We start from the raw sequence: 23,042 nt of genomic DNA, 5'->3' as shown, positions 1-23,042 counted from the left end.
ATGCTGACATGAGTCAAGACGGAGTCGATCTGGAGACGTCACTGGGCTACCTGCTGAAAGAGGCGTCGAGCGCGCTCCGCATCGCCATGGAGGAAGTGCTGCGCCCGCTCGGGATGAGCGTGACGCACTACTCCTGCCTCGAGCTGCTGGCTCAGCGACCGGGCTTGTCGAACTCCGAGCTCGCGCGGGGCGCGTTCGTCACCCGGCAGACGATGAACGTGCTGCTGCAAACCCTGGAACGAGACGGCTATGTGACCAGGCCCGCGGAGGCGCCCGTCGGGAAGGTTCTTCCCACGCGGCTCACACCTCGCGGACGGAGAAGCCTCGAGCAGGCGAGCGTGGCGGTCCGGTCCGTCGAGGTCAGAATGCTGGCCGGCATGACCGAAGCCGAGCAGTCGGGCGCGTTCCGGATCCTGCGGAGCATGATCCGTTCTCTGCGCGATGACAGCGACGGCGCATAGCCCGTTCCCTGGCGCGCTCTATGCTGTCGGCGTGGCACGCACCGAAGGAACCCGAGCTCCCGGCCGCCCGGCCGCGGCGAGCCGTGACGACGTGCTGGACGCCGCCGTGCAGGTCTTCCTGGCGGGTAATCGAGTCGACGCGAACGCCATTGCCGCCCAACTCGGCCTGGGCCGCACCAGCATCTACCGGTGGTTCGGTTCCCGGGACGGGCTGCTCGGAGCGGCCTTGGCGCGCCAGCTCGAGCGCATGGTCGCCTACGCCGAACGGCGCAGCACCGCCACCGGCGGGGAGCGGCTCGTGCAGATCCTCGACAGCGCCATTCACTGGCTGGTCGAGGACGGTTCGCTGCGCACCTACTTCGATCAGGAATCCACGTCGGCACTGCGCGTGATCACCCGCAGCGACGGAGTGGTGCACCCGGCGGCGGTCTCGATCGTGGAAGGTCTGCTCGAGCGCGCCGAGGAGCAGGGCTATCAGCCGCCGATCGATCGCGCCACCCTCGCGTATGCCCTGGTCCGGCTGTGGGAAGCGTTCCTGTACAACGACGCGGTGGCTGGATTCCAAGGTGACGTGGAGCGGCTGAGTCGCGTCCAGGCTGCCCTGCTTCGGGCCTAGTCGCCACTGTCTCGCAGGCCCGCGCAGTACCACCCGGCAAGGGTGTCCAGCGCCGTCTGTCGCGATGTCGGTTGCCGCAGGCGGTGCCATTCGTCTGCCGCTGTCAGGGTTGCGCCGATGAGTCCGGCGGCGAGCAGGCGGGTCCGCTGCGGCCGATTTTCGTTCGGGTGCAGGTGGGTGGCCAGCGTATCGACGAACTCCGCCCGTGCCGTGGCGATTCGGGACTCGACGGTGTGGTCGCCGACGGCACCGGCACCGAAAACCAGCTCTGATGTGGAGTGCGGGCCGGACTCGACGAGATCGAAGAGAACCCCCACGCAATGCCGGACCCGGTCGACGTCTGAGGTCGCCGCGTCGTGGGCGTTGCGCAGCCTGCCGGCGAGGTCGTCCAGATACTCCAGGATCACCGCGAGATAGAGCTCGCTCTTGGTCGAGAAGTGGCGGTAGAGAACAGGTTTGGTGACGTCGGCGGCGGCACTCACGGTGTCCATCGTGGTGCCGTGATAGCCGTGCGCGGTGAACGTTGTCCGCGCGGCGGTGACGAGCCGACCGCGCTGCATGCTGCTGGATCGGGACGTCGCGAAGGAAGTGCTCATGGCCGGGTCCCTACCTCCATTTGATACACAGGGAACTCTATGTAACATACTGGACCATGCAACTGGCCTTCACCGAGGACGAGCTCGCCTTCCGCGACGAGCTGCGCGCCTTCTTCCGCCGTGAGATTCCCGCAGACATCCGCGGGCGGAACCGACACATGCACGAGCTGAGCAAGGACGACTTCGTCACCACTCAGCGCATCCTCAACGCCGCCGGGCTGGCCGTACCCCACTGGCCCGTCGAGTGGGGTGGCCGGGACTGGTCGGCCGTGCAGCACCACATCTGGCATCACGAAATGCAGCTCGCCTCGGTGCCGGAGCCACTCACCTTCAACACGAACATGATCGGCCCGGTACTCGCCGAGTTCGGTTCGCCGGAGCTCAAGGCGCGATTCCTGCCCGCGACGGCGAACCTCGACATCTGGTGGTGCCAGGGCTTTTCCGAGCCCGACGCCGGATCCGACCTGGCCTCGCTGCGTACCGTCGCGGTGCGCGACGGTGATCACTACGTGGTCAACGGGCAGAAGACCTGGACCACCGCCGCCCAGAGCGCGGACTGGATGTTCTGCCTGGTCCGCACCGATCCCACCGCGCCCAAGAAGCAGGCAGGCATCTCGATGCTGCTGTTTCCGATGGACACCCCCGGCGTGACGGTGCGGCCGATCGAGCTGATCGACGGCGGCTTCGAAGTCAACGAGGTGTTCTTGGAGAACGTGCGCGTCCCGGCCGATCAGCTGGTCGGCCAGGAGAACCACGGCTGGGCCTACGCCAAATTCCTGCTCGGCAACGAACGCACCGGCATTGCCGCGGTCGGGCAGACCAAGGTCCGCCTGGAGCTGGCGAAGGAATACGCCGCCCGGACCAGGCTCGGCACCGGCACGGTCCTCGACGACGCGAGCTTCGCCGCCCGGATCGCCGATCTCGACAACGAGCTGCTGGCGCTGGAGCTGGTGCAGCTGCGGGTCGCGGCGAGTTCGAGTGGCGGCGCTCCGAATCCCGTCTCGTCGATCCTCAAACTGCGCGGCACCGAACTGCAGCAGGCCGTCACCGAACTGCTCGTCGATATCGCGGGCCCCGCTGCCGTCGCCCGGGTAGGGGAGACCGACGACTGGGCGCGTCGCACCATCGCCGGATACCTGAACTACCGCAAGACTTCCATCTACGGAGGATCGAACGAAGTGCAGCGCACCATCATTGCCTCGACGATCCTCGGACTGTGAGTAACCGCCATGGATTTCACCTTCACCCCTGAGCAGACCCTGCTGCGCGACACGGTGCGCAGCGTACTGACCCGCCACTACACCCCCGGACGCCGCGCGGAGGTGATCGCCGACGCTCCCGGCTGGGATCCGAAGGTGTGGGCGGACTTCGCCGAGGTCGGTCTGCTCGGGCTGACCGTGTCCGCCGAGGACGGCGGCGTCGGCGGCGGCCCGATCGAAACGATGCTCGCCCTGGAGGAAATCGGCCGCACCCTGGCGCCGGAGCCGATCTTCGACTGCGCCCTGCTGCCCGCCCTCGTGATCGGCCGGGCCGGCACGGCAGGCCAGCGTGTGTCCCTGCTGCCCGGAATCGTCGACGGCGAGCAGCTGTTCGCCTTCGCCCACGCCGAGCCCGGCGTCCGCTGGCCGGACAGGCGTTCGGAAACCCTGGCCGTCGCCAATGGTGACCGGTGGACGCTGACCGGTCGCAAAAGTCCTGTGCCCTCCGGAGATCGGGCCGACCGGTTGATCGTCTCGGCCGTGGTACCCACCGGCGAGACCGCGTTGTTCCTGGTCGATGCCGAGGAGACAGCGGTCGTGCGCACCGCCTACCGCACCTACGACGGAGGTAGCGGCGCCGAGATCGAATTCCGTGGTGCACCCGCCGAATTGCTCGGCACCGATCTCGATGCCGGTGCGATCATCGACGAAGCCGTGATCACGACGCAGGCCGCACTGGGCGCCGAGGCGGTCGGTGCGATGGCCGAGGCGTTGCGACTCACCACCGAGTATCTGAAGACCCGCAAGCAGTTCGGTGTCGCGCTGCGCACCTTCCAGGCTCTCACCCACCGGGCGGCGGACATGTACGTCTCGCTGGAATTGGCCCGCAGCATGAACCTGTACGCGGCGATGTCCTTGGCGGACGGCGTCGTCGATCCGACGGTGGCCTCCCGTGCGAAACGGCGAATCGACCTCTCCGGCAAACACATCGGCCAAGAGGCCATACAGCTGCACGGCGGAATCGGCATGACCGCCGAATACCCGGTCGGGCACTACACCGCCCGGCTCACCACCATCGAACACACCCTGGGCGATACGAACGATCACCTGCGCTACCTGTCGGGCCCGCTGGGCGAGCACCGGAAAGCGGAGATCTGATGCGTATCCGTGGCGCGGTTCTCGACCACCCCGACCGGCCGCGGCCCTTCGCGTCGTCGCGCCCGATCGGGGTGTACGACCTCGAACTCGACGAGCCGGGTCCGACCGAGGTACTGGTCAGGATCGAAGCGGCCGGTGTGTGCCATTCCGATCTCAGTGTGGTCGACGGCAATCGGGCGCGGCCGCTGCCCATGCTGCTCGGCCACGAGGCGGCGGGCATCGTGGTGGCACTCGGCGACCAGGTCGACGATCTGACAGTGGGCGACCGGGTGGTCATGTCGTTCCTGCCGCGGTGCGAGCGCTGCGCGGCGTGTGCCCGCGGCGGTGAACTGCCCTGCACCGAAGGAACCCGGTCGAACACGGCAGGCGAGCTCCTGCATCACCCCGGCAGACTGACCAGGGCCGGCCGGCCCGTGCGCCACCACCTCGGCGTTTCCGGGTTCGCCACGCACGCGGTGATCGACCAGGCCTCGGTCGTCGCGGTCGGCCGCGACGTGCCGCCGGAGGTCGCGGCGCTGTTGGGGTGCGCCGTCCTGACCGGCGGCGGCGCCGTGCTCAATGTCGCCGACCCGGGGCCGGAGGACGACCTGATGGTGGTGGGACTGGGCGGCGTCGGCATGGCCGCGTTGCTCACCGCCTCCGCGATCGGGGTGCGGCGCATCGTGGCGGTCGACCGTCTGCCCGCCAAGCTCACGGTCGCCCGCGACCTCGGGGCGACCGAAACCTACACGCCTGAACAGGTTGCGGTGCAAGGAATTCGGGCGCGCTACGTGATCGAGTGCGCCGGTCATCCCGACGCGTTCGAAACCGCCTTTCTGGCCACCGCTGCCGGAGGAACCACTGTCACCGTCGGTCTGCCGGCTCCGTCGGCCACCGTGACGCTGTCGCCGCTGCTGTTCACCGCGCAGGCCCGCACCGTGGTCGGTAGCTACCTGGGCTCGGCGGTACCGGCGCGCGATATCCCGCGCTACGAGCAGATGTGGCGGGCAGGCAGGCTGCCGGTCGAGAAACTGATCTCCGCCCGCATCGGACTCGACGACCTCAACGAGGCGATGGATCAACTCGCAAACGGTGCGGCGGTGCGTCAGGTGATCGTCTTCGAACCCGACATGGAGCCGCGATGACATCCACCCTTTCCGACCTGCCGGTCGCTCAGTTCATCGGCGGCGACTGGGTCGACGGCACGGCGACAATGTCAGTGCGCAATCCCGCCACCGGCGCCGAGATCGCGACCGTCGCCGACGGCGACGACAGGACAGCCGCGGCCGCGTTGGACGCCGCGGCGGCCGCCCAGCAGGACTGGGCGGCCACCGATCCGCGCGACCGCAGCGACATCCTTTTGCGCGCGTTTCACCTGCTGCATGCCGACACCGAACGGATCGCCCACACGATCACCCTGGAAATGGGCAAACCGCTCGCCGAGGCACGCGGCGAAGTCGCCTACGGCGCCGAGTTCCTGCGCTGGTTCGCCGAGGAAGCCACCCGTGGCAGCGGAGCGTACTTCCGCGCACCGAGCGGAGGTCGCCGGATCGCGGTCCGCACACAACCGGTGGGTCCGGTTTTCGCGATCACACCGTGGAACTTCCCCCTGGCCATGGTCACCCGCAAGGTGGCCCCCGCACTCGCCGCGGGCTGCACCGTCGTTCTCAAGCCCGCACCCCAAACCCCGCTCACCGCAGTGGCATTCATGCAGATCCTGGCGGAGGCAGGCGTGCCACCGGGCGTCGTCAACTGTGTCACCACCTCGCGCGCGCCGCTGGTGTCGGCGCGGATTCTCACCGATCGGCGGCTTCGCAAGCTCACCTTCACCGGTTCCACTGCCGTCGGCCGAACGCTGCTGACCCAAGCCGCGCAAGGAGTCCTGCGGGTTTCGATGGAACTCGGCGGCAACGCTCCCTTCGTCGTCCTGGAGTCCGCCGACCTGGACAAGGCCGTCGGCGGCGCGCTGCTCGCCAAACTGCGCAACGCCGGCCAGACCTGCGTCGCCGCCGACCGCTTCCTGGTCCACGAATCGCGGGCAGCGGAGTTCACCGAACGGTTCCTCGCCGCCGTTTCCGCGCTGCCGGTGGGCGATGGCCTCGACCGGGCCACCCGCATCGGACCCGTGATCGACGACGCGGCGGTGCGGCGGATCACCGCGCTCATCGACGAAGCGGTCGGCCAGGGCGCACACCTGCACACTGTCGGTACCGACACCGCAGGTGCCGGCCACTTCCTGCAACCCGCGGTCCTGACAGACGTCGATACCCGAACCCGTCTCTGGGATTCGGAGGTGTTCGGCCCCGTCGCCGCGATCCGCACCTTCACAGACCCGGCCGCTGCCTTGCAACTGGCCAACGACACCGACTCGGGCCTGGCCGGGTACGTCTTCGGCGAAAACCTCGGCGACACCCTCGAATTCGCCGAAAACCTGCAGTCCGGCATGGTCGGCGTGAACACCGGTGCGATCTCCGACCCGGCCGCACCCTTCGGTGGGATGAAATCCTCCGGGCTGGGCCGGGAAGGTGGCAGCACCGGGCTGGAGGAATACCAGGAATCGCAGTACCTGGCCATCGACCGATGACGGGCCGAGCGCGCCGCGGGTGCTTCGACCACACCGCATTCGCGGCGTCCTCGCCGGTGAACAACAGCATCGTGCGCGGACCCCGATCGGTGAGGTTCACCCAATTCGTGTGATGCGATCTCGGCGGTGCCCGACGATCGTCGATTCCGACGATGCCCGGACCCCGACAGGAGCGCTTCATGTGCGAGAAGCCGAAGCCCGCCAGCGCCGCGACAACCGATCTCAACCACGCCGCGACGCAGCTCTACGACCTGGAGAACCGGGCCGACTTCGCCGATGCGCAGCGCGGGCTCATCGCTCCACTTCCCGGCACCGTCTACTCCGACGCCGATCCGGACCGGGTGGTCTTCGATCCCGCCGAGTTCGACTACCTCCGTGGTGACCCGCCGGTTCCGGACTCGGTGAACCCCAGCCTGTGGCGGCAATCGCAGCTCATCAGCCTGGGCGGGCTGTTCGAGGTGACCAAGGGCGTCTACCAGGTCAGAGACAACGACATCGCGAACCTGACGGTGATCGAGGGCGAGGACGGCATCATCGTCATCGACTGCATGGCCGGTGTCGAATCCGCGCGGCAGGGCATGGACCTCATTCGTGAGCACGTCACCGACAAACCCGTCGCGGCGGTGATCTACACCCATACCCACGTCGACCACTACGGCGGCGTGAAGGGGGTGGTCTCGGCAGAGGATGTGGCGTCGGGCAAGGTGCCGATCATCGTCCCGGGTCTGCAGTTCGACAAGTTCGCGATCGGGGAGAACGTCGTCGCCGGTAATGCCATGGCGCGCAGAAGCTTCTACGCTTTCGGCGGGTTGCTCGCGCCCGGTGAGCGCGGGTTCGTCACCTGCGGTATCGGCATCGCGTCGACGAACGGGCCGTCGATCTCCTACATCTCACCCACCGACCTCATCACCGAATCCGGCCAACGGCGCGAGATCGCGGGCGTCGAGTTCGAATTCCTCTACAGCCCCGACACCGAGGCGCCGGAGGAGATGCACATCTGGATTCCGCAGTTGAAGGCGTTGACCTGCGCCGAGAATGCCAACCATTCCCTGCACAACATCCAGACGCTGCGCGGCGCCCGCACCCGCGACGCCCGCAACTTCGCCCGCTATCTCGACGAGACTTTGGAGCGGTGGGGCGACGACGTCGAGGTCCACTACGGCCCCCACACCTGGCCGGTCTGGGGCAACGAGAACGTCACCGCCCTGCTGGAATCCCAGCGCGACACTTACAAGTTCATTCACGACCAGGCCTTGCGATTCGCCAACAAGGGCTACACCCCGCTCGAGGCCGCCGAAGTGATCGAACTGCCCGACGAGCTGGGCCGGAACTGGGCCAACCGCGGCTACCACGGCACCCTGCACCACGATGTGCGCGCGGTGTACACCAAGGAACTCGGCATGTGGGACGGCGATCCGGTCTCGCTGCACCCCCACACGCCCGTGGACGCGGCAAATCGGTTCGTCGAATTCGCCGGCGCCGACAACATTCTCGCCGAGGGTGAGCGCGCGATCGCGGCGGCCGACTACCGCTGGGCGGCCGAGATCCTGCACAAATTGGTGTTCGCCCAGCCCGACAACCAGCGAGCCAAAGACCTGCAAGCCGACGCCTACGAGCAGATGGGCTACCAGGCGGAAGGTCCGCAGTGGCGAGGGATCTTCCTCTCGGCCGCACTCGAACTGCGTGAGGGCACTCAGCCACCGCCGTATGTGGTCGCCAGCCAGGACACCATCCTGGCCATGCCGATCGACATCCTGTTCGACTTCGTCGCGGTGCACATCATCGGCGATCGTGCCGCCGAGGTGGACCTGCGCATCGATCTGGACTTCACCGATGCCGGTAAGCAATGGACGATGTGGGTTCGCCGCGGCGTGCTCAACGCACGCCGAGGCAAGTCCGACAACCCGCAGGTAACAGTGTCCGGACCGAAGCCGTTCCTGGTCTCGACACTGCTGAAGCCGGAGACCGCGGTCCCGCTCGCCGACGGCGGCAAGATCACGATCACGGGCGATCCGGCGGTCCTCGCCACCTTCGGCACGCTCCTCGACGAGTTCGATCCGGCTTTCCCGATCGTCACCCCCTGATCCGCCGCGAGAGGTCCGCGAGATGGACCGATCCTGATCGGCGGTGTCGATGAGTTGGCACAACCGGACCGCGGGCCACGAATTCCCGGATCTTGTTCAGTGACGCCGAGACCTGGATTTCATCCGAGGACGAGGTTGCGGTAGGTATCGAGGATGCCGCGGATGGACGATGTCACCCGCAGCTCACCGTCGAGTGGTGCCCAGACGTAGCGGGCGTGCGCGGTGAGGTGGATCGGGTGTGTCGCGGCGACATCGACGGCGAAATGCAGACGGCGAACCGGGTGGGCGTCGGGGGACAGGTAGTCGAAATCCCCGACGTGGTGGCGGATGCCGGTGACCATCAGCCCTGTTTCCTCGAGCACGCCACGGGCGACCGCCGCTGCGAGGGATTCCCCGTGCATCACCGTCGCGCCGGGCAGCTTCAACGGTGCCTTGATCGGACCGGTGTCGTGGCGCTCGAGAAGTAGTATCTGCCCGCCGCGATCGATGATCGCGCCGACTCGCGGTGCGGTGCCGTCGATCGCGGCCCGGCGGGACAGATCCTCGAACTCCGACTCAGATACCGTAGGACTCACCGACTCTTCACTCCTACACCCACTCGATACCAACGGCCGGATTCGACGAACACAGCCGATTATTACGGTACTTGCCGGACGCCGCGGATGGGGGCGAACCGGAGGGTAGCTTGAGTTGGCCTCTGCTGCAGCGAAACTGGACAATTGACCGCTGATCCAGTCGATGCTGGGAACAGTCGAGCGGTCGACGGGCCTGCGGGGCGCAGCATGGGGGACTGCGTCCAATAGGGTGGGAACCGACTACCGGATCCAGGGGTGGGGGTTGTGTTGACAGGCAAAGGTTCCCGAGGTCTCGCGGCCATCGCAGTGGCACTGTGCACGGCGGCCGCCACTGCCGGAGTGTCATCCTGCGGCACACCACCGGCTGTGCCGGGCGCATCTGTCATGGTGTCGCTGCCGGCGCCGACCGGGCCGAACACAGTCGGCGTCACCGAACTCCAGGTGACCGACCCTCGCCGCACCGATCCCTGGACCGGTGCCACGCGCGAACTCCTCGTGCAGATCTGGTACCCGGCGCAGGCCGCCGGTGACGCGGCCACGGCGGCGTGGATGCCGCCCGGCGGCCGCTCAGCGCAGGAGGCCTACCTCGCCGGACTCGGGGTGCCCGAAGCTCGATGGTCCCTGGGGCCGGGCCACAGCTACCCGAACCGACCGGCTCGCGAAGCTGGCGGGCCGTTCCCGGTCCTGCTGAACTCTCCCGGCATGGGTGATTCCACCGGCTGGAGCACCGCGCAAGCCGAGGATCTCGCCAGCCACGGCTACGTCGTTGCCGCGATCAACCACACTCATGAGGCCTTCGCTGTTCACTTCCCTGATGGCCGGGTCGAGCACACGGTCGTTCCTCTCGATTCGCCCCAGGAAGTCCTGCGAGACCTTCTGGTCCCCACCCGAGTGGCCGACACTCGTTTCGTCCTCGACGAACTCGCCGCTGCGACGACCGACCGGCAGTCGGCTACGAGGTTGCCCGTCGGGCTGAGCGAGCGACTCGACCTGTCCAACGTGGGAATGTTCGGACATTCGCTCGGCGGATCGACCTCTGTGCAGTCGCTGCACGACGAACCCAGGATTCGCGCCGGCGTCAACTTCGACGGGCCGATTCTGGGTTCGGTCGCTACCGACGGGACAGCCCAGCCGGTACTGATGCTCGCCAGCGGCGCCTCGCCCTGGTATGGAAACGCGGGCTGGGAACCGAACTGGCCCACCAACTCCGGGGTGAAGATTCCCCTGCGCGTCGCGGGCACCGAGCACATGTCCTTCAGCGACCAGCAAACGATCCTGCCCCAACTCACCGCCGCAGGACTACTGCCCGCCGCCACAACAGCGAAGGCGGTCGGTGGGATCGACCCACAACGATCCATCGACCTGCAGCGCACCTCGCTACGCACATTCTTCGACGCAGTGTTCGGCCGCAGCGCCAGCGGCGTCGTCGAGGCGATCGACAACTTGGATCAACCCGAAGTCGCCGGTCCTCGATAGACAGCTACACGTGCACTGGCCGCGCCGTGGGTAGCCCACGGCGCGGCCGGTGTCAGCTTTCGATGGCGGCGTGGAAGGCCACGGTGTCGAAGATGTCTTCCATCCGCGTGGCTTTGCCGTGGCGCATGGTCCAGGAGTGCAGGAACGGCAGGGTGGTGATCGTCCCGCTGCGGGCGGTGACCCTGCGGGTTCCCATGACGATGACGCGGTCGTTCTGTTCGATGAACTCGACCGGATCGAGCGCCATGCCGCCGAGCACCGACGGAACATGAGCGAGGAACTGCTTGATCCCGTCGTGGCCGATCTTGGTTCCGCCGAGGCCGTACTTGTGCATGCCGTCCGGGTGGACCCATTCCACGTCGTCGTGCATGACGGACAGGATCTTGCCGACATCGCGCGTGGCGAAACCGTCGTAGGACGTGCGGATGGCCTCGATGTTCGGCGTCGTCACCTGTGCGCGGCTCATGACGACGTCACCTGCCGCACGTGCGCCGGGTGGTGCGCGGCGAGTGTGCGGCGAATGCCGTCGCGCCAGTCGACCGCGCACGGGCCGGTGAGAGAACGGCGCAGTTCGGGATCGAACTGGTAGGTCTCACGGGTGACCTCGGCGGGGACGAGTTTCGCCTCGATGCCGCTGAGCTCTTCGAGGTATCGCACACAGTCGGTGATACCCACCGATTCGTCACCACCCCAGTTGACGAGCCTGGCCGGCACCGACGCCGCGTTCCACAGGTCGGGAACATGGGCGACGAGGTCGTCGGTGTAGAGCAGCGAACACCAGTTCTGCCCCTCCAGCGGAACCGGAATCGGTTCCCCGGCCAGCATCCGCTGGAAATACAGCATCGGCACACCGCCGTATCCGCCGGGACCGTAGGCGATGTTGAGCCGGGCGATCGTGGTCGGCAGCTCGAGCACGTTGGCCATCGCCCGCACGGTGCCTTCGGCGGCGATCTTGCCGACCGGGTAGGTGGGCAGCCAGTCGGCGACGCCGTCGATCGGGTCGGATTCTCGATAGGCGTGGTCGAGGGTCTGCCGTTTGTAGAGCGCGCCGGTCGAGACGAACAGGAACGACTCGGCGGTGCGGCAGTGTGTCATGAGCCGCGCGCAGGCGGTGGCGTTGATGCCGAGCGCGTCCTCGAAATCGCTGCCGTCACCGCGATGGACCGCGGAGTGCAGCACGTGGGTGAAATCGGTGGGCAGTTGTTCGTAGCCCGCGGTGGTGGTGTCGTTCATGTCCCACTGACGCGTGATCACCCCGACCTCGCGCAGTTCCGCTTCGACACCGGGTGTCCCGAAGCGGCCGAGACACCAGACCTCGTTGTGTGCGGCGAGCGCCTCGGCGACAGGTCTGGCGACCTGCCCGGTCCCGCCGGTGATCAGAATCTTCTTGCCGTGCAACGTGTTTCTCCCTATCGGTCGGCGTCGGCGAGCGCCCGGTCGAGTTCCTTGCGCAGAACGGACTGGAACGCGGTGACGTGCCGTGGCCCCATCAGCGTGTAGTGCTCGCCGGGGACGTCGATGTAGCGGTTGGGTTCGGTGGTGAACTCGTCCCACCGGCTGAGTTCGTTGTCGATCCAGTCTTGTTTGGTGCCGCGCAGGGGAACCGCGCAGAACACGCTCATCGAGCGCACGGCACCACTGGGCGAATAGGTGCGTCCCAGGCCGGTGAGTCCGTCGGCGAGCTCGGCCCATGCCGTGAACTTCGTCAGGTCCAGATCGAGTTCGGCGATCCGTTCGGGTGGGGCGAGCTCGATCAGGCGTGTGAGCTGCTGGCTCTTGGGCAGTGCGCGCAGTTCGGCGGGTAATTCGGCGGCCTGCCGCTTGCTGATCAGGTCGAGGAACATCGCCAGATTCGCCGCGGTCTCGGTGAAGTCCAGCTCGTCCATGCGGTACTTGATATGCGGTGGCAGGTTGAAGCTGCCGAGGAAATCGACCCGCTCACCCTCGGCCTCGAGTCGCTTGGCGATCTCGAAAGCCACTGCGGCACCGAAGGAGTAGCCGGCGAGGGCGTAGGGTCCGTGCGGTTGCCGTCGGCGGATGGCACTGAGATAGACATCGACCATCTCGTCGAAGGTGTGGAACGGCTCCTCACCGCTGTTGAATCCGCGGGCGCGCAGCGCGTAGAACGGCCGATCACCGACGAAGTACTTCGCCAGGTTGACGAAGACCAGGACTTCCCCGACGCCGGGGTGGACGCAGAACAGCGGCGTTTTGTCGCCACTGGTCTGCAACGCCACGATCGGATCGTATCGGCGCGGTCCGTCGCCGCCGCCGTCGACGATGGCGGCCAGCTCCCGCACCGACGGGGCGGTCAGGATGGCGATGATCGGCAGGGGCGCCACCTCGAAGCGGCGCGTGATCTGCTGCTGCAATCGAAGGATGTCTAGCGAGGTGCCACCCAGATCGAAAAAGCTCGCCGTGACGCTGATGTCGGTGACCGGAAGATCGAACAGCTCCGCGTAGACGCCGATCAGGATCGACTCGGTGTTCCCCTCCGGTGCCGAGTATCCGCCGAGCTGACGCGTTGTGACAGCCGCGGTGTCGGCGATGACCTGGTCGTAGCCACCCGATTCGAGCTGTTGGCGCATGCGTGGCCTCAGGGTCTTGCCCAGACTCGTCTTGGGAAAGTCGGCCTTGTCCAGCGGCAGGATGAATCCGGGCCGGAACCCGCACAGCAACACGACCGTGGAACGCACCGCGGTCAGCAGGCGATGCAGATCGGCTTCGTCGGCCCCGGTCTCGGTGTGGACGGCGATCACCAGCTGTTCGGTGTCACTGCCGGGGCGCCGCATCGGGAACGCGGCGACATAGCCGGGGAAGATGCCGTCGAGTTCCTCGATCGCCGTTTCGATCTCGTGGCTGAAATAGTTCACGCCGTTGACGATGATGCTGTCCTTGCTGCGCCCCACGAGCGTGAGCCTGCCGTCGGCCAGCCGCCCGAGATCGCCTGTGCGGAACCAGCCGTCGGCGGTGAACGCGGCGCGGGTGGCGTCCGCGTTGTTGAAGTAGCCGTGGGTGACCATCGGTCCGCGCAGCTGCACCTCGCCGGTCGCACCGTCGGGTAGTGGGCGGTCTTCCTCATCGGTGACCCGCAGCTGCAATCGGGGCACCGGATGCCCGACGGCGGCGAACTCCTGCCCGGCGTCGGCACTGGGGAAGTCGCGATTGTAGATGCTGCCCGCACAGGTCTCGGTCATCCCGAACGCGGGCCAGAGCGCGGCGTCGTGCAGGCCGCAGGCGGCGAACGTCTGCAAGAACGTCTGTCCCGTCGCGACCACATTGGCTTCGCCACCGCTCACGATGTGGCGCAGGCAGGACAGATCGAGTAGGTCACCGTCGCTTTCCGGTTCGAACAGCGAATTCAATTGACCGAGAAGGAAATTCGGTGTGAAGGTCATGGTCACCCGGTGGCGGGAGATGATCCGCAGGAACTGCATCGGGTCGTCGGCGACGATCTCGCTCGGAGCATGGATCTGCTGCGCTCCGGAATACAGCGGAAGCAGGTGTGTTTCCAGCAGTGCCGCGACGTGATCGAACGAGATCCAGTTGAAGGTGATATCGGCCGGGGCGAGGTGCTGCACCGCCGACTTGGCGGCCATGGAGCTGAGCAGATTGCCATGGGTGAGTGACACCGCTTTGGCGTTTCCGGTGGAACCGGAGGTGAGTACCAGCAGTGCGAGGTCGTCGGTGCTCGCGTGGTGCACGAACGGTTGGTGTTCGCCTGACCGCAGGGATTCCACTGTCACCGGCGCCAGTCCTGACACGGCGGGCATGGTGTCGCGCATCGCGAGCGAGGTCACCACCAGCGGGCCTTCGAGGAGTTCGTCGACGTGGCGCAGTGCGCTCGCCCAGCGAGTCGGGTCGGCGGGCTGGGCGACCATGGGACACGGGACGAACCCGCCGAGGAAACAGGCCCACAGCACGGTGACGAAGTCTTCGTGATCATCGAGCAGGAGAACGACTTTCGACTGTGGTCGCAGCCCCTGGTCGCGCAGCGCGCCGGTCAGCCGCAAGGCGTCGTCGAGCAGCTGTGGATGAGAGCGGTGGACGCGCACCGCGGGTGCGTCGCCGGTGCGTTGCAGATAGGTCGTGCCGCTGGTCGGATGATGGCGCGCGGCGTGCAGGAGAATTTGTGGTACCGACTCGGCGTCGCGTACCGCATGCGGTACAGGCACCGTCGAAAGAATCGATGTAGCAGTCATTTTCACCTAACCACTGATCAGACGTGCGGCGAACCGCGATGTTCAGGCAGTGCCGAAGACCTCGTCGTACTCCAGCCGGGGGAGGCGGCCCATCCAGGCGTCCGGGCCTGGCTTGCCGATGTTGATGACGCACAGCGGTGCGTGCCTGCCGTCGGGGAAGAACTCCCGGGCGATGGCGTCGGCGTCGAATCCGACCATCGGGCCTGCCGCGAGACCCGCGGCCCGGATTCCGATGATCAGGTACGCCACCTGCAACGCCGCGTTGAACGTGGCGGACTTCTCGCGCACCGCCGGGTCGGCGAAGACGTTCTGCGGGTTCTCCATGAAGGGAACGAGTTTGGGCAGCTCGTCGTGGAAATCGAGGTCGGCCCCGAGGACGACCGCGAGCGGCGCCTGCGCGGTCTTGTCCTTGTTGCGCTCTGTCATGGCCTCGACCAGGCGCGACCTCGCCTGGTAGGAGCGCACGAGGACGCCGCGAAGGGGTTGCTGGTTCATGGAGGTCGGCCCGAATTTCACGAGTTCGTAGATGGCGCGGAACTGTTCGTCGGTCACCGGCTCGTCGGTGAAGGTGTTGGCCGTGCGGGCGGTGCGGAACAACAAGTCCTGCGCTTCCGCGTCCAGTGCCAGCTGCTCGGTCGATACCGTCGCCGCCATGAAAACCCTCCAGGGTGAGTTGATTAGACTAGTCGGTCCAGTCCAGTAAATAGTAGATAGACTGACTCGTCCACCCGTACTGTTGGTGACGCGGGTCACTCACCACGAAAGGCGCAGACGGACATGTCGACATCGGCCATACGCTCGAGTGGATCCGGTGGCCGCCCACACGGCGGCGACCCGGGTAAACGTCGAGCCATCCTCGATGCCGCGATCGATACGTTCCTGCGAGACGGCTACGAGCGGGCGACCCTCGACGTGATCGCCGAACGAGCCGGCGTGGCGAAACAAACCGCCTACAACCATTTCGGCGACAAACAAACCCTGTTCCTGGCCGCCGTGGATGACGAACGCAGCCGTGTCGCCGCGAATTTCGGCACAGACATCACCGGCACGGATCAGGCCGACGACCTCGATGCCACCACCGCTCTCGTCGAGATCGGCCACCTCGTCTTGCGCGTCCTGCTCGACGAGCGTGCCTCCGCGCTACGCCGCCTGGTCATCAGCGAGGTCGCCCGCATCCCGTCGCTGCGACCTGCCTGCGCGGACGGCGAACCGAAACAGCTCGTCACGCAGATCGCCGACCTGCTGCGCCGCCGCAGCGAACGTGGCGAGCTCGACGTCGACGATCCGTCGACCGCCGCCCGTCAGTTCGTCTCACTGCTCGTCCAGCAGGGCCTGCACGCCTCGATGTACGGCACGATCCCACTCCGTGCCGCCGACGCCGCAACGATCTGCACCGAGGCCGCCCACCTCGTCGTCCGCGCCTACCGCCCGGCCGCGGATCCGAACTGATAGTCGTGACTTTGTCGGGACGGCGGGCTCTTTTGTGCGGAATATGTAGGCAAAGGGCTTGTGTCGCTTGCCATTGAGCTGCACAGGGGATTCGATCCTCGGATCGAACGTGGATGGGCGCGGCATCGATGTGCGCGAGGCTATAGCGCCTAAGATGGATCCTGCCCCGCGACGTGGCGGCGGCGCGTGGGTGCACGGGGAAGACTCGCCTCGGCCGGTTGATCGGTCGAGGCGAGTCGCATCGCTCGCTGATCGTTGAGATCGGAGGGGGATCCATCCGATCAGCAAGAACAGCATGACAGCGACCATTGCCGTTTGTCCGAGCAGCTGAGCTACAAGAATCCCATCGTGATGGCGCCGGCGCCGACGAAGCGTGTTGAGAGCGGACATGCTTTCGCCGCTTCTTCCAGCCCGGCGCGCTGCGTATCCTGGTCGGATGATCTCCGCAGTTGTCACCGCGGTGATCGAATTCCTGTCGAGCGGAGGGTAATTCGTGAGCAGCGCGCAGGTCGGGTCGTCGCGAGGGGTGGGCGAACAGGAGATCCTGGATCGGGTGGCCGAACTGGCGGTGGGGTTTGCCGCCGACGCGGCCGGCTATGACGAGCGGGCCGAGATTCCGGTCGCCGAGTTGACCGCGCTGCGCGATGCCGGGGTTGATCGGGCGGTGTTGCCTCGGCGGCTGGGTGGGCTCGGATTGAGCTATCAGTCGTTCGGGACAGTGGTCCGGATTCTGGCGAAGGCCGATCCGTCCATCGCGACGATCTGGGTGATGCACGCTGGTGCGGGCGTGGCGTTGGCGGAGCTGACCGGGGATTCGGCGGGGTCGTTCTTCGCCGAGGAGTTCCTCGCGGGTAAACGATTCGCCAACGCGTTGTCCGAGCCGGGCAGCGGAAACCGGTTTCTGCAACCACAGCAGGTGGCCGACCCCGTGGTGGGCGGCTGGTCGCTCACCGGCGCGAAACGGTTTGTCTCCGGAAGTGAGATCGCGGACTACCTGCTGGTGAACGCGCTGGTCTCGGGGGCGCCGACGTTCTTCGGGGTGATACCGGACGAGTCCGTATCGATCATCCCGATCTGGGACACCCTCGGTTTGCGCGCGACCCGCAGTCAACTGCTGGCCTTCGACAACACCGTGTTGCGCGCCGAATACCGTGGTCGAGCACCGGGACCGGGTGATTTCGCGGTGATCCCGGCCGGGTTGCCCGCCATCTCCCTCGGCATCGCCGACGCGGCGCTCGCCGCGTTGGTCGCGCACGCCCGGTCGCGGATGATCCTGGGCAATCCGCTGGCCGAGCAACAGTGGGTGCAACACGAGGTCGCCGACGTGCAGGTTCGGCTCGCCGCCGCCCACGCCCTCTACGACCAGGGTCTGCGCGAGGCCGACAGCGCGAGCCCTGCCTTCTTCTCCACGCTGTCGCGGGCGAAGTATCTGGCGAACAAGGTGGCCGTGGACGTCGCCCAGTTGGGTGTGCGCGTGGGTGGAGCATCGGGTTATCTGCGTCAGTCGCCGATCCAGCGACATTTGCGCGACGCCGAGGCGGGGCAGCTCATGGCGTACTCGACCGAGGTGCTGGCCGGTGAGATCGGCCGGGAGGTGCTCGGCGCCGGTGCGCCGCCGCCGAGCAGTTGATCACCTCGGTCGAGATCGGTTGTCGTCCAATACTTCAGGTGCCACTGCTGTCGTCAGGCGTGGGGCTACCGGAGTCACTATCCGGCCATGGCGTCCTTGCGCCGAGCGGCGCGGTAGGCGGCCGGCGTTACCCCGTACTTGGCGCGGAATGCTCGGGAGAGTTGATCGACCGTACGGAAACCGCAGCTGTCGGCAATGTCGCGCAGGCCACGGGTGTCATCGCTGAGCGCGCTCGCCGCGGCAGCCAGCCTGCGGGTGCGGATCAGCCGCCCCACGGACAGACCCTGGAGTTCGAACGCCCGGAACAGGGTCCGCCTGCTCACGTGCAGCCGGACCGCGACCGCATCGGGATTCACCGCCGGGTCCGCGAAATTCCGGTCGATGAAGTCGGCCGCGCGGCGACGCAGCACATCCTCGGTCGTCAGCTCCCTCGTCGCATCCGTGAGATCACGTTCGAGCAGCGCGACTATCGCCGCCCGGAACAAGATCTCGTCGATGCGCGCCACAATTCGCAGATGATCGGGACTTGTTGCGCCACAGGCGATATCACGGCCGAACATCAGCGCCGACACCGCCGCGCGCGAGAGCGGCCAGGACCAGCCGCCCGCCGCGGCCGCGTCCAGTCCCCACGCGGCCAGGGAATCGACCGGTAGGTAGAGGTACAGCACATCGGTGGCCGGAGCCTCGCAGCGCGCGAGTGTCGACCGGAACGGGCTGTCGAGGCACACCGCGAAAGCCTCACCGGCCACTGCGGTCGACCGGTGACCCCGTTGCTCGAGCGTGGCCCGCCCGGCCAGCATCAAACCCAGTTGCAGGTACTGGCTGTAGTGGTCGTCGCCGACGCCGGCGCCGCGCTCGGCGGTGATGTCCGAGGATCGCAGCCGGGCGACCAGTACCGACCCGGTGCTCGAGGTCCACAGCGTGGCAGCGAAATCCTCCCGGGCGCGCAGGCGGCAGCCGAACGCCACCCGCTGCAAATCGCGCGTCCCGTGGAGGGCCACACCCTTGTCGGCGGCGGGGCCCGGTCGCTCCAAGGGGCACAAAGTTGCCGGTCGAATCAATTCGCTCGCCGATTGCCCCAATTCGAACAAAACGGACTTCTCCCGCGCTGGGACCCTCGGATAGGCCTCCGTTCGGTCGGAGCGCTGCTCGCCGCGCTCGGTTCGCCCTCCGGTTTCGATCCTGTGCGCGTCCGCCTCGCTGTGCATATTCCACCTCCGCGCTGGGGGTGCGCGGTCGCCGGAAACGGGTAGGACGCGGATCCGTCACCGGTTGCCTGCACCTGTCGACAATGGGAGTTGCTCTCGAAAGGCCAAGGATAACAGCGTAATTCGATGCCAAAGTACGGTCTGTCGGATCTCGGTGTCACCGCGTGGACGACACTCGCATTCCGTGCCAGGTTCGCCGGGATGTCGTGCCAGGACGGTCTACGCGGGCCGGGCTCTGGACTGCCTCGAAGGCGGTTCCCGCCTGCCGATTTCGGTCATCCGGTGGCCACCGCGGGGGCACGTCGACGGTTTGCCTGGTTATTGCGGCACTCATGCCTGCGGCCTAACCTCGACACCGTTGGCCCCCTTGCTATTCCGCGTTCAACGGTCGCAGGATTCCTCATCGTGTCCTCCCTGTTCGGAGGTGGTCAAAGAATCAATCTTCAGTGATTTCCGGCGCATTCCTCGCCCACCTCGACGACAAAGGACTACTGAGACATGCTGTGGGAAGCACTGCTGTGGGTGATCGTCGCCGCAGGACTGGCCGGAACCGCCGCCTACCTGCTGCGCAGGCGCGGCAAGGGTCGCGACGGAGAGGCCACCAACGAGTCGGTGGGGCAGGTGTTCACGCTCGTCGGCGGACTGCAGGTGGTGCTCGCGTCGTTCCTGCTCATCGGCGTGCTCGACACCAACGCCGGCGCGGCGAAGGCGGCATCGGACGAAGCGGACCGGCTGCTCGCGCTCCAGTGGGCGGGCGACGCATTGTCGGAACCGGCCCGCAGCACCGTCACCAGGGCTGTTCACGCCTATACCGGCCAGGTGATCGAGGTCGAATGGCCCGCCATGAGCTCCGGTGGGAGCGTCGACGACAGGGCGTGGAACCAGTTGTCGGCGGTGCGCACCAGCATCGCGGCCAGTCCCGCCACCGACGAATGGCAACGTTCGCGTCAGATCGCGGCAGCCGATCGGCTGTGGGAGGTCTACGAGGCAAGGCAAGCCAGGATCGAGGCCGCGGGCAGCGCGCTGTCGCCGATGATGTGGCTGGCGCTGGCACTCGGCGCGATTCTGTCGGTGGGTTTGTCACTGCTGTTCTCGGGCACCAGCGCGCGCATTCACGTCGTCGTGGTGGCCAGCTTCGCGGCGGTGGTGACGTTCATGATCTTCACCATCTTCGAGCTACAGAACCCCTACGGCCGAGCGGCTGCTGTCGCACCGACGGCCTTCGATGCCGTGCTGGTGCAGCTGAGGTGAAAAAGACTGTGCGGAGAGGGATCTGGGCTGCCGCACTGGCGGGGGTGGGCCTGTTCGCGCCCGGTTCGGTCGGTGCGGTTCCAGGTCCGGTATCACCGTCGATCGAGCCACCGAGCGTCGTCGTACCGCGAAACACGCCGCGAATCGGGACGTTGACCACGGCCCCACCGGAACCCGCGGAGACGCCACGCGTACCGCCGCCTCTCGCGACGACCGGGCAGCTTCCTCGGTCGGTGCCGCGGTACGAGGAACCGGAGGTCACCCGGCGGCCGTTCGTGGAACCCGGGCTCCCCAGTCAGGGCGACCGGCCCGATCTACCGGAGACGACCGCGCCGAGAAGGCCGTTCGAGAAGCCGGCTGTTCCTCCGTTCGAGCGGCCGAGTGTGCCAGTGCCGGTACCGCCTCTCGGTGGTCTGGAATTGCCCGCTCCGGCCCGCCCGTTCGATGGACCGGAAGCGCCGGTTCCGGAGGCCCCGCGTCCGCTCCCGTTGCCTGCTCCGGCTCCTCCGCCGTTCCCGTTACCTGCTCCCGCGCCGCCGAAGCCGCTGCCTGCGCCACCGCCACCGCCACCGCCACCGCCCTCGGTCCCGGCCCCGCAGCCGACGGTGCCGCCTGTTCCTGAACCGGCACCTCCACCAGAACCTCCTCCGCCACCGCCGAGCGTGTCGGTCAGCCCCCCAGCCCCGATTCCGTCACCCGTGGAACCGCCGCCGAGTCCACCCGTCCCGGTCCCCACGCCGGTGCGGTTTGTCTCGCCGCCCGAGAAGGAGCCGGAGGCGGTGGCTGCCCAGCCCGTGGCGGTCGAACAGCGACGCTGGGCGCTCACCGCCCTGCTGCTGGTCATCGGAAGCGCGGGTGCGGGGAGGGCGGCGATGAGGCGCTCATGAGTCTCTGAAGTAGACATCCAGCGTCCTCGTGGCAATGCCACGAGGGCTGATCGAACCTGGCTGCGGGCACGTGCGCGAATCGTAAGGAAGATTTGAATTCACTTCGCGCACAACAGATTTCGATTCATTTTGCTCCGTAGATCGCGCAAGATCCGCTACAGTCGCTTCTGCCACAATCGATAGCCGGTGGATAACTGATTCGTTCGCTCCCCGTGGTGTGTCATCTCGTTTCTCCCATGTCTCTCGAAGCAGGAAGAACTCATGACTGAACTGGCTGAACCATTCTCTGGAACCATCGCCGCCGCCCAGCTGAGCCTCAGCACCGTCGCCGCGCGAAATCTCGCAACCACCACCAAATCCGTGCCGCAGATGCAAGGCATCACCTCGCGGTGGCTGCTGAAACTGCTGCCCTGGGTGCAGGCCGACGGTGGTGTGTACCGCGTCAACCGCCGACTCACCTACACCGTCGGCGACGGCCTGATCACCTGCTACGACACCGCGGGCCAGGCGCGGGTGCTCGCACCCGACCTGCGTGAACTGCGCTACCTGCGTGACTACTCCGACGATGCTGCCCTGCAGACGGTGGCGGACTCCTTCGTCGAACGCCGGTACGCGCCCGGCGACATCATCGCCGAAGCCGGTCGACCGGCCGAAGAGCTGGTGGTGCTCGCCCACGGCAAGGCCGACAAGCTCGGCACCGGCGCCTATGGGGAGTCGACCGTCCTCGAGATCATGACCGACGGCCGGTTCATCGGTGAACGGATCCTCGGTGCCGATGCGCAGCCATGGGACTTCACCGTCAAGGCGGTGACCGCGTGTACCTGCCTGGTCCTCACCGACCGCGCTCTGGCCGAGGTCAGCGCACGGATCGAAGGATTGCGCGAGCACGTGCGGGCGGCCCAGCTCGACGACGCCGTCGCCGATGAGCGGGCCAACCCCTACGGCGAGAGTTCGATCGAGCTCGCCTCCGGTCACGAGGGCGAACCGCAGTTGCAGGGCACCTTCGTCGACTACGACCTGTCCCCGCGCGAATACGAGTTGAGCATCGCCCAGACCGTGCTGCGGGTCCACAGCCGCGTCGCCGACCTCTACAACAAGCCGATGGACCAGATCGAACAGCAGCTGCGGCTGACCATCGAAGCCCTGCGCGAGCGCCAGGAAGACGAGATGGTCAACAACCGCGACTTCGGACTGCTGCACAACGCCGCACCGCAGCAGCGGATCAGTACTCGCACCGGGGCTCCGACACCGGACGACATGGACGAATTGCTCGCCCTGGTCTGGAAGGAACCCGCGTTCTTCCTGGCCAATCCGAAGGCCATCGCCGCCTTCGGCGCCGAATGCAGCCGCCGCGGCATCTATCCGACGAGCACCGAGCTGAACGGACATCGGGTGCCCTCGTGGCGCGGGGTACCGATCCTGCCGTGCAACAAGATCGGCACCTCGGCCGGCCGCACCACCTCGATCATGCTGATGCGCACCGGTGAATCGTCACAGGGCGTGATCGGCCTGCGCCAGACCGGAATTCCCGACGAGTACGAGCCCGGACTGAACGTGCGCTTCATGGGCATCGACGACAAAGCGATCATCTCCTACCTGGTCAGCACCTACTACTCGGGTGCGGTGCTGGTGCCCGATGCCCTCGCGATCCTCGAGAACGTGCAGCTCGGCGCCGAGGGCTGACATC

Annotated in this window: 19 protein-coding genes; 12 read left to right on the top strand and 7 right to left on the bottom strand. The window is 66.9% G+C overall.

Annotation, left to right across the window (positions count from 1 at the left end; translation table 11 throughout):
- Positions 1–8 precede the first annotated feature (8 nt).
- Both ACWF99_RS05960 and ACWF99_RS05955 read left to right on the top strand, forming a co-directional pair.
- On the top strand, positions 9–461 hold the full coding sequence (locus ACWF99_RS05960; protein ID WP_378630626.1) for a MarR family winged helix-turn-helix transcriptional regulator: 453 nt from the start codon (positions 9–11) through the stop codon (positions 459–461).
- 31 nt (positions 462–492) lie between these two features.
- Positions 493–1,077, top strand: coding sequence for a QsdR family transcriptional regulator (locus ACWF99_RS05955; protein ID WP_378630628.1), 585 nt, complete (start codon positions 493–495; stop codon positions 1,075–1,077).
- Here the strand turns inward: ACWF99_RS05955 and ACWF99_RS05950 are convergent.
- Positions 1,074–1,673, bottom strand: coding sequence for a TetR/AcrR family transcriptional regulator (locus ACWF99_RS05950; protein ID WP_452534978.1), 600 nt, complete (start codon positions 1,671–1,673; stop codon positions 1,074–1,076). The two genes, ACWF99_RS05955 and ACWF99_RS05950, sit on opposite strands and share 4 nt — an antisense overlap.
- A 56-nt stretch (positions 1,674–1,729) precedes the next feature.
- Here ACWF99_RS05950 and ACWF99_RS05945 point away from each other — a divergent pair, with 56 nt between their 5' ends.
- The 5 genes from ACWF99_RS05945 to ACWF99_RS05925 all read left to right on the top strand — a co-directional run bounded on the left by ACWF99_RS05945 (position 1,730) and on the right by ACWF99_RS05925 (position 8,677).
- Positions 1,730–2,893 carry an acyl-CoA dehydrogenase family protein gene (locus tag ACWF99_RS05945; RefSeq protein ID WP_452534976.1) on the top strand — a complete coding sequence of 388 codons (1,164 nt, stop codon included), beginning with the start codon at positions 1,730–1,732 and terminating at the stop codon, positions 2,891–2,893.
- 9 nt (positions 2,894–2,902) lie between these two features.
- Positions 2,903–4,030, top strand: a complete 1,128-nt coding sequence (locus ACWF99_RS05940) for an acyl-CoA dehydrogenase family protein (RefSeq protein WP_452534975.1) — start codon at positions 2,903–2,905, stop codon at positions 4,028–4,030.
- Positions 4,030–5,154, top strand: a complete 1,125-nt coding sequence (locus ACWF99_RS05935; protein ID WP_452534973.1) for an alcohol dehydrogenase catalytic domain-containing protein — start codon at positions 4,030–4,032, stop codon at positions 5,152–5,154. The genes ACWF99_RS05940 and ACWF99_RS05935 overlap by 1 nt, the downstream gene beginning before the upstream one ends.
- Complete coding sequence (locus ACWF99_RS05930; protein ID WP_452534971.1) at positions 5,151–6,593, top strand: NAD-dependent succinate-semialdehyde dehydrogenase; 1,443 nt, start codon at positions 5,151–5,153, stop codon at positions 6,591–6,593. Before ACWF99_RS05935 ends, ACWF99_RS05930 begins: the two co-directional genes overlap by 4 nt.
- Positions 6,594–6,772: 179 nt before the next feature.
- Entirely contained in the window at positions 6,773–8,677 is a 1,905-nt protein-coding gene (locus ACWF99_RS05925; RefSeq protein WP_452534969.1) for an alkyl/aryl-sulfatase, read from the top strand.
- Positions 8,678–8,796: 119 nt separating this feature from the next.
- Here ACWF99_RS05925 and ACWF99_RS05920 read toward each other — a convergent pair whose 3' ends face one another.
- Positions 8,797–9,252, bottom strand: a complete 456-nt coding sequence (locus ACWF99_RS05920) for an NUDIX hydrolase (RefSeq protein WP_378630642.1) — start codon at positions 9,250–9,252, stop codon at positions 8,797–8,799.
- Positions 9,253–9,636: 384 nt separating this feature from the next.
- Between ACWF99_RS05920 and ACWF99_RS05915 the strand changes: the two genes are divergently transcribed.
- Entirely contained in the window at positions 9,637–10,728 is a 1,092-nt protein-coding gene (locus ACWF99_RS05915) for an alpha/beta hydrolase family protein (RefSeq protein WP_452534967.1), read from the top strand.
- A 52-nt stretch (positions 10,729–10,780) separates the two neighbouring features.
- On the opposite strand, the gene ACWF99_RS05910 is transcribed toward ACWF99_RS05915, so the two are convergent.
- The 4 genes from ACWF99_RS05910 to ACWF99_RS05895 form a co-directional block, all read right to left on the bottom strand.
- Positions 10,781–11,194, bottom strand: coding sequence for a nuclear transport factor 2 family protein (locus tag ACWF99_RS05910; protein ID WP_378660098.1), 414 nt, complete (start codon positions 11,192–11,194; stop codon positions 10,781–10,783).
- Entirely contained in the window at positions 11,191–12,126 is a 936-nt protein-coding gene (locus tag ACWF99_RS05905) for an NAD-dependent epimerase/dehydratase family protein (protein ID WP_378630648.1), read from the bottom strand. Before ACWF99_RS05905 ends, ACWF99_RS05910 begins: the two co-directional genes overlap by 4 nt.
- Positions 12,127–12,137: 11 nt before the next feature.
- On the bottom strand, positions 12,138–14,903 hold the full coding sequence (locus tag ACWF99_RS05900) for an AMP-binding protein (protein WP_452534966.1): 2,766 nt from the start codon (positions 14,901–14,903) through the stop codon (positions 12,138–12,140).
- Positions 14,904–14,972: 69 nt separating this feature from the next.
- Entirely contained in the window at positions 14,973–15,584 is a 612-nt protein-coding gene (locus ACWF99_RS05895) for a malonic semialdehyde reductase (protein ID WP_452534964.1), read from the bottom strand.
- A 123-nt stretch (positions 15,585–15,707) separates the two neighbouring features.
- Between ACWF99_RS05895 and ACWF99_RS05890 the strand changes: the two genes are divergently transcribed.
- Complete coding sequence (locus tag ACWF99_RS05890; RefSeq protein WP_452534962.1) at positions 15,708–16,379, top strand: TetR/AcrR family transcriptional regulator; 672 nt, start codon at positions 15,708–15,710, stop codon at positions 16,377–16,379.
- A gap of 493 nt (positions 16,380–16,872) precedes the next feature.
- Positions 16,873–18,009, top strand: coding sequence for an acyl-CoA dehydrogenase family protein (locus tag ACWF99_RS05885; RefSeq protein ID WP_452534960.1), 1,137 nt, complete (start codon positions 16,873–16,875; stop codon positions 18,007–18,009).
- A 77-nt stretch (positions 18,010–18,086) separates the two neighbouring features.
- On the opposite strand, the gene ACWF99_RS05880 is transcribed toward ACWF99_RS05885, so the two are convergent.
- Complete coding sequence (locus tag ACWF99_RS05880; RefSeq protein ID WP_452534958.1) at positions 18,087–19,043, bottom strand: helix-turn-helix domain-containing protein; 957 nt, start codon at positions 19,041–19,043, stop codon at positions 18,087–18,089.
- Positions 19,044–19,715: 672 nt separating this feature from the next.
- Between ACWF99_RS05880 and ACWF99_RS05875 the strand changes: the two genes are divergently transcribed.
- Together ACWF99_RS05875 and ACWF99_RS05870 are read left to right on the top strand one after the other, a co-directional pair.
- A complete protein-coding gene (locus ACWF99_RS05875; RefSeq protein WP_378630657.1) occupies positions 19,716–20,468 on the top strand; it encodes a bestrophin-like domain in 753 nt (250 codons plus the stop codon).
- A gap of 1,148 nt (positions 20,469–21,616) precedes the next feature.
- Complete coding sequence (locus ACWF99_RS05870; RefSeq protein WP_378630658.1) at positions 21,617–23,038, top strand: family 2B encapsulin nanocompartment shell protein; 1,422 nt, start codon at positions 21,617–21,619, stop codon at positions 23,036–23,038.
- Positions 23,039–23,042 lie beyond the last annotated feature (4 nt).

Source organism: Nocardia sp. NPDC055002 (assembly GCF_053608825.1).
Note: the sequence above shows the minus strand (reverse complement) of the source record. Positions and strands in the feature narration are given on the sequence as shown.